General features: G+C 69.1%; 4 protein-coding genes and 1 pseudogene. 3 read left to right on the plus strand and 2 right to left on the minus strand.

Annotated elements, in window-relative coordinates:
- Nucleotides 1–411: 411 nt before the first annotated feature.
- Together ABZT06_RS40050 and ABZT06_RS40055 are read right to left on the minus strand one after the other, a co-directional pair.
- Nucleotides 412–1,587 (minus strand): hypothetical protein, encoded by a 1,176-nt coding sequence (locus ABZT06_RS40050; RefSeq protein WP_355752567.1) that lies wholly within the window; start codon nt 1,585–1,587, stop codon nt 412–414.
- Entirely contained in the window at nt 1,584–6,851 is a 5,268-nt protein-coding gene (locus ABZT06_RS40055; RefSeq protein WP_355752569.1) for an ATP-binding protein, read from the minus strand. The genes ABZT06_RS40050 and ABZT06_RS40055 overlap by 4 nt, the downstream gene beginning before the upstream one ends.
- A 111-nt stretch (nt 6,852–6,962) precedes the next feature.
- Here ABZT06_RS40055 and ABZT06_RS40060 point away from each other — a divergent pair, with 111 nt between their 5' ends.
- From ABZT06_RS40060 to ABZT06_RS40070, 3 genes and pseudogenes are all read left to right on the plus strand, one after another.
- Nucleotides 6,963–7,343, plus strand: a complete 381-nt coding sequence (locus ABZT06_RS40060) for a type II toxin-antitoxin system RelE/ParE family toxin (protein ID WP_355752571.1) — start codon at nt 6,963–6,965, stop codon at nt 7,341–7,343.
- Nucleotides 7,340–7,633 (plus strand): annotated as a pseudogene (locus tag ABZT06_RS40065) (helix-turn-helix transcriptional regulator); the annotation flags it as partial. The gene ABZT06_RS40060 and the pseudogene ABZT06_RS40065, both read left to right, overlap by 4 nt.
- A 433-nt stretch (nt 7,634–8,066) precedes the next feature.
- Nucleotides 8,067–8,184 (plus strand): transposase (locus ABZT06_RS40070; protein WP_355752575.1); only part of this gene is annotated, 118 nt, incomplete at its 3' end.

Below are 8,184 nucleotides of genomic sequence, written 5' to 3' on the forward strand. Positions count from 1 at the left end.
TCGACCCATAGTTACAGGGTAGATCGCTGATTCTTCTTCCGCTTCCTGACGGGATCGGACGCCAACCGAGACGTACAGGTGTCCCGAGAGGGGGGCGAGGGCGGCAGGACGCCTGCAGGGTGGCATGGGACCGCTTTGCGGTTCGACCCCTTGCTGTGTGCGGGCGGCGCCGGGGTCAAGCAGTGGCTGACAGCGGCTAACAAGATGGCCCATCATCCGATCAGCCGTTCGTGCCCCTACCTGCCCGCGGGTTCTTCGGCCTTCGCGGACTGCGCACGCACGACGTCACCCGTCCTCCCCAGCGCTGTTGGGACCCGTACTGGCTCACCGACGGCAGCCCTTGACCCGCCCTCCACGGACCTTGATGGGGGCTGCAGCCGGATTGATCTTGAGCTTCTCCGTGAGGTGTTTTCAGCCCGGTTCGGGGAGGTTGCCGTCCTGGGCTACGGACCCGTGGCGGACGCTGATCCCGGCTCGGCAACGGGAGGCGCCGATCGTGTCGCGCAGCTGTGTGAACAGATCTGGGCGGATGAGGAGGTCTGCTCCTGCAACTGCGGGCAGCAGGGGTGCATAGTTTCCGTCGTGGATGAGGTGGCCGTGCCACTGGCGGCAGATCAGTGCTTCTCCTGTCGTGTCGCTGAGGCTGAACCCACCGATGCCGTCGGTGGGTTCGAGTTCGAGTGCCGCGACGACGCTGGCGGCGGGCGCCAGTACGTACAGGGGTAGGCCGAGACCGCTGTTGCGGCCAGCATCGACCATGGTGGTGCCGGCGTCGGTGAGTGCTACCAGGGGCTGGTCCGTGATGCGAAGGTGCTCGGCGGCGGTGTCTGGCTGGGTGAGTGCGGGCACCAGCTGCCGGAGCGGGCGGGTCCACAGCTGCCAGGGAGCCTTCCCGAGGGGAAGCGGGCCGGGGCGCGGATCGTCGTCGGCGGCTTCCAGCCCGAGGGTGATGCGTACGTGGCGGGCGGGCTGGTCCGGGTAGCGGCGTGCGGGGGTGTGGTGCTGCTCGACCAGGCCGATCTGTACCCAGCCCGCGTGCGGCCCGTCTACGACGTGGGCCAGGGCAGCGGCGCCTGCGGGCAGCGCCCGCATGTCTGCGACCGACGCCAACCCGGAAGGCGGCCAGGGCAGTTGCTCCAGGCGGCTGTCACTGAACCAGGGTGCGGGGTCGAGTGACCATGCCAGCGCATCGGGGCGGGTGAGAGGGCGCGGAATGCGGGCGAGTTCGGCACGCAGCGCTGCGCGGGGGTCGTCGCGCAGTCGTGCGGCCGCACCGCGTTCGAAGGAGCGGGCGGGGCCGACGAGCCCGGCTTGGGCGAACGCGGCCCGCAGGCCCGCGGCGGCCTGTTGCAGGGCGTCTTCGGCGGCCGCCTCGGCGGCAAGGTAGGCGTCGGGGTACTGCGTACGGCCGGGGTGGGTCAGCGCGTCCAACTGGGCACCCATCAGGGGCTCGACGTGTCCGGGCAGGGCGTCGGTGACGAAGTCGACGACAGCCTCACGAAGCCCTGCCGGAGCGTCGGCGGCATCCAGGCGGGCGCCCAGATAGTGGTCGACTAGGTCAGCTGCGAACTCCTCAGGGTTGTTCATACGCTGTCCTCGCTGTCGGCCATGGCAACAGATAGGGCGCGGGCCAGTGTCGGATGGGCTGCGGTGGCCGGCGGGGCGGGCGGCTGGTGTCCGGCGCGGGTGAGGACCGCGGCGGCTTCGGCGCGCACGGACAGCATGCCGCTGGCGCACAGGGTCTCGAGCTGTGCGCGGAGGGACGCGTTCAGGGGGCCCTGGGGCAGGTGGCTGTGCAGGACGGTCAGAAGCCAGGTCAGCGGGCCGGCGCCCAGGTCGAAGGAGAGGACGTGGGCGAACGCGGCCTGGGCCGGTTCGGGGCGGCTGGCCAGGAGAGCCGTCGCGGCGATCAATGCGCGGCGCTTGTCGCCGCGTTCAGGCAGGGCGACGGTGGCCAGGACGAGTCGGCACAGCGCTGTGTCGATGTCGCCTTGCGCGGCAGGCTCCGGCTGCGGCTGATAAGCGTGGTGGCCGAGGCCAGCGTCGCCGGGCAGCCGGTGCGCGATGACGTCGTACGCGGCGTCCCAGCAGGCCAGCGCGCTGGCGGGGGAGGAGGGCTGGGAGGGATTGGGGGGCTGGATCGCAAAGGCCGAGACCAGGGCCTGGCTGACGCCGGTGGCTCGGCTGTAGGCCGGGTTGGCGACGGCCTGGGCCACCTGGTCTGCCAGAACGCGGGCTGCGGTGGTGGCATCGACTGCGTGGGCCTGCTGCCACAGATCCAGCCGGTCGCTGCCGGCGAAGGCACGCCATCCGCCGCCGCCTCGTGTCTTGGTGTAGGCGAGCATGCCGGCGGTTGCGGCGAGCGGGCCGAAGACGTCGGGATCGGTGTCCTGGCGCAGGCGAAGACCGGCGGCGATGTCGGCGAGGAGCTCCAGGGGGTTGGAGAGGTTCATCTCATCGGGGATCCGGTGCAGCAACTGGACGACGGCGTCGGCTCCCTGGTCGTGCAGGATCTCCAGCAGCCGCCATCCGACCGCATTGGCCAGGGCATCTCTTGACCACCGGGGGCCCTGCGGGGCGTCGTATGCCTTGCTGCTGCGGTCGCGGACCGCGGCCAGCACGCCGACAGCGCCCCCAGGCAGCGTGGGGCGCTGCTGGGCGTGCAGATAGGCCTGCGTGGTGGGGTGCCTGCGGCTCGACCAGTCGCGGGAGGTCCTGACCGGCGCGGGCTCGGGTTCGAAGTGCGGGCCGCCCTCACCGCCGCAGCGGTGCGCCGCCGCGTCCAGGACGGCGATGGACGGGTCCCTCGTACCGCGGGACGCGGTGGTCAGCGCCTGGTCGTCGTAGGTGGAGGTGATGGCATTGGCCAGCACCGGAAGCAGGCGCACCGAGCGGGCTGCGTCGTCGGCCGGAAGGCCTGCGAGCCTGCCGAGCAGGGCGGCGTCCCTGCCAACGTTGTGGCCCGAAGGTCCTGCCGCGATGCGGAGCGCCGCCAGGACGACGGGGTCTGCCGTATCCGCCTGGGTGGCCAGCAGCCGCCGGTGGACGGCCGTCACCCGGTCGTCGGGCAGCCCGGGCTCCGTCAGCAGCACCTGCGCACCCAGCTGTGCGGCAGCCCGCGGGTCCAGATCCGCCAGCAACTGCCACCAGTTCCTGGGAAATCCTCCAGTGCCCCGCCCGTCGGTGCCGTACGCGACGAGATACACCAGCGGCTGCGCACGGGCCAGCCGCACCCGCGCCTGCACGGCATCGGCCTGCACGAGCTGAGGCAGCGGTTCCAGCAGTTCCTCGATGGTGACGTCCTTGTGGCTACCGTAAGCGCCCATATAGCGGGCGGCACGGGCCCAGCACTGCTGGGCTTCCTGCAGATCGCCGCAGGTTAGACTCACGCGGGCCATCTCAAGTTCGAAGTCGGCGCTCTCCGTATACAGCACACGGCGCTCGGCCTGCGCCGCGCGCAGGGCGCGCATCAGGTCGTGCACCACGCCAACCCCGGCCTGGCCGACGCTTGCAGCGAGCAAGGACAGCAGCTCCGTGGTGATCAAAGGGCCGGTTCCCGCCATGCCCATCAGCGAGGTGGTGGTGCCCTCGCTGACGGCCCGCAGGGCCGCAATGCCCAGCGCGACATCGTCGCCGCGCAGCAGCGCGACGGCATCGTGCAGGACCTGACGCACGAGACCGTGAATGTCGACCAGGTCACTGGCGCGGGGACTGCCGGTGAAGGGAGCCGTGTGCTGGGCCAGGTGCTCGAGCGCCACGCGGGCGGTGGCAGAAGCGGCCGCGGCCGCAAGCTTGGCCGCCTCGACGTCCTGGCGCAGGCCGAGGGTGGCGATGGCGAAGCGCAGCCAGGCACGGTAGAAGCCGTCACCTTCCAGCTGAGGCAACAGCCGGACGGGCGCCTGCGGGTCGGCCCCGTGGGCCACGGCCAGCAGCGCCAGCCACCTGCTCACCGGCCCCGACAGAGCGCCGGGACGGTCGGCCAGCACCTCATCAGTCGCCTCGGTGAGAACCGTGGTGATGTCCGGGGAGAAGAACTCCTCGACCAGGTCCGCCACCGCCAGACCATGACGGAGCAGGCGCCGCGGGTCGCACGGTCCGCTGGCCCATGCCGCCGTGGCCAGCATGCGGGCCGAGGGCAGTGTGCCGCCGGCACTGGAGCGGGCATCGGCAAGATGCAGCAGAAGGGCAGCACGCCGGTCGGGCCGCTCGATGTACTCGGTGCTTTCCAGCAGCGGCACGAAACCAAGACAGTCCAGCAGCACCTCGAGCGCACGCTCGGGCGAGGTCAGCGCCTCCTGGTCGAGGAACCGGGCCACCCGCTGACCGAGCGTACGCGGGACCTGCTCAGGTTCGGCATCGTCGGCAGGCCGGGCCGGCAACCGGATCTGTCCACGTAGCTCCGCCAAGGCCACCGATTCGTCGTTCTCGGAACCGTAGTGAACCCCCTCGTGGTCGCGTACCTGCTCCCAGCTCGTCAGGTAGGCATCCCACGGGGCGCCATGGCCGGCCCGGTCAACCGCCGCACACAATTGCAAGCCCCACCGAGCTGACATCGTGGGCACACCCTCATACATCAGGCTCGCCGCCACACGGTCGGCTCCCACCAACTCCACCAGCACATCCCCGTACGGCACCAGGGACCCCGGCAGCCCTTCGTCCTCGTAATTCGCCCGCGCCCGGTTCAGCTCGACGCAGCGCACCAGGGTGGGCCAGTCGCTGCGGTCCGCCGCCCGCCGTGCAGCCACGCCCAGGGTGTGGGCGATGGCCTGCGGCGGCTGCAGCCCGGCAATCGCACGGGAGAGGAAATCGGGCCCGATCAGCAAGGCGAGTTCCTCGTCGCGGCCCAGGGCGGCCAGCAGTTCGGGCAGATGCCGAAAAGCGCGGGGATCGGTGAAGAAGCCGCGGCGGGACAGCCAGTCGGCGGCCTGGGACCGGACCTGATCAACCCACCCCTCATCCCCGTCGATCCGTCGGATGAAGCGGCTGAAGCTCTCATGATGGATCTTCAGCCCACCGATGCCCGGCTGTTGCGCGACGATCGGTGCCACGCTGGTCAAAGCGGCACCGAGCTGCATTCCAGGCAGCGGGAAAATCTCCTTGAGCTCCTGCGCGCTCACGGCGAAGTCGCAGACTGCGAGCATGCTGACAGCAGAGCGCTGTCCGAGCGTCAGGCCGTCCAGCAGATAGGCGTAGTAGTCGTCGAGGTCGTGCGCTGAGGACGGAACCTCCCGCAGTCTCTCCAGAGGATCCTCGGCCCCATCCGGCGCGGGCCCCGTCGTCAGACCCGGAGCGGGACCAACAGCCTGCCGGCACAGATACGTGGCGTACAGAGCGTTGCCCCGGGAGCGCTCCTCGATCAGGGTGACTGCGGCCTCCGCCCGCGCGGCGGGATCAAGCCCCTCACCGGCAGGTGAGGAGGACAGGGCCGCCAGTACGCCCAGACGTTCCGCCAGGGCATGCAGCTCGCCGCGGCTGAGCGGAGCAACGGTGAGGTGACGGGCACCGGCGTCGACGGCCTCCAGATGCGGGCCGGGCTGGCTGGCCAGGACGAGTACGACCCCGGGCGGCAGCTCGAGAGAGGTGAGGTCCGCGACCAGTTGGGCCGCCGGGTCCACCGGGGTACGAAAGGCGCTGCCGGCGGTGGTTCCAAGAACCCGGCTGACATGATCGATACCGTCCACGATCAGCGCGATCGGCCGGTCCGGATCCAGGTCCCGCGCGGCAGCGACCGCAGCCGTGAGCGTCTGCGGCGTGGCCGCGTAACGGGGCCTGACCTGCGCCAGCGCCTCCGGAACGGCCGTCCCCAGCTGTTTCAGCAGGCTGCCGATCACGACCTCGGTCAGGACACGCTGTTCCCGGTCGCTGTCCGCGGCGCCGAGCCAGCAGTGATGCCGCACCGCCAGCCAGGGCTCCCGCAGCGCATCCCCGAGCTGCTCACACAGCCACGACTTGCCGATGCCGGGTGCACCAGTGACCACCACGGCACCCCCCTGCTGCGCGGCGTCCTTCACCGCCGCCACCACGCCCGTGAGCACGGTGGGCCGGCTCACCTCGGTGGCGCGGTCCACGGGGTGGCCCTCACGGACGGCTCCGAAATCGACCTCCAGACTCAGACGGGGAAGCAGATCCTCGACCGTCACCGTTCCCGCCCGGCTGCGCGCCGCCTTGGCCGTCTCGATGAGGGCCAGCGCCACCTGTTCGGGCGTACGGTGCCGGTTCGGCGGCCGTCCGGCACCGAGTTCTTCGGTGACGCGGTGCAACAAGGCTGCCTCTGCCGGCCCGGGCTCGAAGACGTTCAGCGAGCACACCGGAAGATTCGTCTCCACGACCAGGCAAGCGCACGCGCGGTCGAGCAGGTCGCCGCTGACCTTGGCGAGCAGCTCCTTCCAGGGAGCGTGTGCGCGTAGCGCAGCAGCATCGAAGCGGAACCGCTTGCTGCTCAGGCCATGCAGTGCAGGCCCGGGATCAGAACTCGTGCGGACCGGGCGCAGCACGCGGGTCAGTTCGGGATCCACCGGCTCCGTGTCGCGCACCACGAGACGGTGCACGGCACCGGGATACGAGGCAAGGCTCTCCTCCATGGAAGAGAGAAGAAGATCCAGACGCAGGCTTCGGTTGTCCTTCGTGAAACTCTCCAGCGACAACGCGCGGTCGTGATCCGTGTGCTTGATCTGCAGCCGTTCGCGGCTGCCGGTACCCCACTCGCACGTGATGTCATCGAATCGATCCCCGGTGAACATCTTTGTGTCGACCAGCACGGATTTCGCGCGTCCCACCGCCAGATCGACCAGGCGCAGCGCGGTGAGCAGGTCCTGGTAGGCATAGCCGAGGTGCGTCGGGCGCAACCCCATGCTCACTCCCTGCGGGAAGACTCAAACAGGCACGGCCCCCTGAAGTCCCCGTTCAGAACGCGTGCTGAGGGGCTGGCCGCACCTTCACCACTTGAGTATATACTTTTTTATATGAGCCTCGGGGCGGACGAACTGTGGGTGATCGAAGTCGAGCCAGAGGTACTGCACTGGCTGGAGACGCTGCCCCAGGCGCAGTACGACAAGGTCGAACGCCACGCAGACAAACTCCTCGCTGAGCCCACGACGCTCGGAGAGCCGTTCTCGAAACACCTGGGCGGGAAGGTCCGCGAACTGCGGATCATGCTGGACGACGCAAAGATGCGGATCACGTACTGGCTGGCACCCGAACGCCGCATCGTCTTGCTGACCGTCTTTCGCAAAAGCAGGCAACGTGAGGACGCACAGGTGGAACGAGCTCAACAGGCCCAGAAGGAATGCGAGGCACGACATGGCCCTGCCGAGCACACCTACGACCGGAAGGAGGCGCCATGAACCACACGCAGTGGCAGACCCGCCGCACCCGCCGGCTCCTCGGTGAGAAGGTCGAGCCCTCCGAGGCATACACCAGCGCCGGCGATGCCATGGCGCTGGGGCAGGCCGTCTACGACCGCCGCAAGGAACTGGGCCTGTCGCAAAAAGAGGTTGCTGACCGGGCAGGCATGACGCAGCCGCAGATCTCCAACATCGAGCAGGCGGGCGCCGAGCCCACGCTCCCTCTTCTGCGACGCCTGGCCAAGGCGCTGGAAGCGCGACTGTCCATCGACCTGGACGATGAGGACTCCACCTTCGTCTTCGCTCCCCTGATCGAGGGCAAGCCCGTCGAAGAAGCCACGCCGGTCGAAGTGGCACTGCGAGATATGACGGAGGACGTTCGTTCACACGTCGCAGGCGTCGTTGAACAGTTCAAGATCATCGACACTCGCTTGCCGAAGGCAGGGAGGCCTCAACTCAACGCCTTTACGTCGAAGCTGAACCTGTCGCTGCCGGACCCGGACACCTTCGTCCTGCTCATCGCCGCAAACGCCTCGCTACGCGAGCATCATCGGGGAGTGCCTGACCGGCTGAGGTACACGCAAATGGCGCTCATCCGCCGGATGATGGCTGATGCCCTGGCAGCCGCTGACCCGGCTGAAGGCAAAGAGAGAACTGAAGCTTCCCCTTGATCTTGGACACCTGGAGACTGGGATCTTGAGGTTCCAGAGGAAGTAGCACCAGGTGGGAAGCAAGTACACGAAGCGGTACACCGAGGAGTTCAAGCGGGACGCGATCGCGCTCGTCGATTCCTCGGGCAAGACGGTCACCGCCGTTGCCCGGGAACTCGGCATCAGCTCCG

This window comes from Streptomyces sp. NPDC005483 (genome assembly GCF_040606035.1).
Lineage (GTDB): Bacteria > Actinomycetota > Actinomycetes > Streptomycetales > Streptomycetaceae > Streptomyces.